The organism is Actinosynnema sp., from assembly GCF_052038725.1.
Map to the genome: position 1 here is coordinate 1 of NZ_JBQGCX010001167.1, position 2,000 is coordinate 2,000.

Here is a 2,000-nt window from a genome sequence, read left to right on the forward strand (position 1 = left end):
CGGGAAAACGAAAAAACCTCCCGCCGGAGATCCGGCAGGAGGTTTTCCCTCTTTGTAGCGGGGACAGGATTTGAACCTGCGACCTCTGGGTTATGAGCCCAGCGAGCTACCGAGCTGCTCCACCCCGCGTCGGTAAGGTGAACTGTACGCGGAAGGTGGCGGCAAAGGCAAATCGGGCGCCCCCGCCGTGGCGGGGACACCCGATTCCGCTGGTCGGAGCCGGTTCAGGCTCAGTTCGTCGGCGTCGGCGAGGAGGTCACCGAGGACGACGGGGTGGACGGGGCCGCCTTGCTCGCCTCGTCGAACTTCCGGCTCGCCTCGTCCAGCGCCTTGAGCGCGTTGCCCTGCGCGGCGAAGTCACCGCTGGCCTGGGCCGACTTGAGCTGGTCGAGGGCGCTGCGGATGTCCCTGGCCGCCTGCTGCATCTCCGGCGTGTACGCCTGGTTGCCGTTGTTGGCGTTCGGCGTCGACGGGGTGCTGGAGTTCGACGGCGGCTGGCCGCTGTTCCCGTTGGACGGGTCGGGGACCTCCTGGGCGGCGCCCGACAGCACCTGGTCCAGCGCCTCGCCGAGCGTGGACGCGTAGCCCACCTTGTCGCCGAAGCTCACCAGCACCTTGGACAGCTGCGGGTACTGCGTGTTCTGGCTGGCCCGCTCGATGTAGACCGGTTCCACGTACAGCAGGCCGCCCCCGACCGGCAGGGTCAGCAGGTTGCCGTAGACCACCTTCGTCTTCTGCTGGGTCAGCAGGTTCAGCTCGGAGCTGACCGTGGCCGAGGTGAGGAACTGGGTCTGGATCTGCTGCGGGCCCTTGGCCTCGTTGTTGAGCGTCAGCACGCTCATCTTCCCGTAGTTGTCCGGGTCGGACCGGACGGTCACGTACGAGGCCATGAACTCGCGGTTCTGCCGCACCAGCGAGCTGGTCAGCTGGAAGCTCACCTTGTTCGGGTCGCCGGTCGGGTCACCGGCCACCACGTAGAACGGCGGCTGCTGGTCGCGCGGCTGCTGGTTGCTGCTCTGCTGCTGCTCGACCGTGGTGGCGTTGTCGACCGTCGGGTCGGACGGCACGCCCCAGAACGAGACGCCCGAGTAGAAGTCGCGCGGCTCGGACACGTGGTAGCGGGTCAGCGTGTCCCGCTGGACCTTGAACAGGTCCTCGGGGTAGCGCAGGTGCTCCAGCAGCGACTGGGACATCTCGCTCTTGGCCTTGACCGAGCCGGGGAAGACGCCCATCCAGGTCTTCAGGACCGGGTCGCTCTCGTCCATCGCGTACAGGGTCACCGTGCCGTCGTAGGCGTCGACGGTGGCCTTGACCGAGTTGCGGATGTAGCTGATCTCGCGGTTCGGCTGCTGCGCCACGCCCGGCAGCGAGTCGTTGGTGGCGTCGCCCAGCGCGGTCTTGCGCGCGTACGGGTAGTTGTCGAGCGTGGTGTACCCGTCCACGATCCAGGTGATCTTGCCGTCGACGACCGCGGGGTACGGGTCGCTGTCGACGGTCAGCCACGGGGCGACGTCCTCGACGCGGTCGCGCGGGTGCCGGTTGAAGATGATCCGCGAGTCCTCGCCGACCGCCGAGTTGAACAGGATGTTCCGCTCGCCGTAGTAGGCGGCGAAGACCAGCTTGTTGAAGATGCCGCCGATCCGCACACCGCCCTGGCCGGTGTAGGTGTACTGGGTGCGGTCGGTGTCGTACTCGCTCGGCGCGCCCTCGCCGCGACCGCCGACGATCGCGTAGTCGGTGCTGGTGCCCAGCTCGCCGTAGTAGGTGCGCGGCTGCTCGACCCCGAACCGGCTGGGCGTGACCTCGCCCTGCTGGTTGACCTCGGCCACCTCGAACACCGGGTAGCCGCCGTTGCCGCCGTTGCCGTTCGCGTCGGGGGGCGAGTTCACGTTGGGGGCCTCGGCTAACACCATGCCGTTGCCGTGGGTGTTTTTGTGGTGGTGGTTGATCCAGTCGCGCGGGCCCTGGGGGTTGCGGCTGTTTTTCTGCTCGGGGACCGC

At 67.8% G+C, this 2,000-nt stretch carries 1 protein-coding gene and 1 tRNA gene; both read right to left on the reverse strand.

Annotated features, from left to right (window positions below; genetic code table 11):
• Nucleotides 1-55: 55 nt before the first annotated feature.
• Nucleotides 56-129 (reverse strand) — tRNA-Met (locus ACTUAL_RS24440).
• 101 nt (nucleotides 130-230) lie between these two features.
• The coding region (locus tag ACTUAL_RS24445; RefSeq protein WP_440901898.1) for a UPF0182 family protein at nucleotides 231-2,000 on the reverse strand (1,770 nt) is incomplete at its 5' end.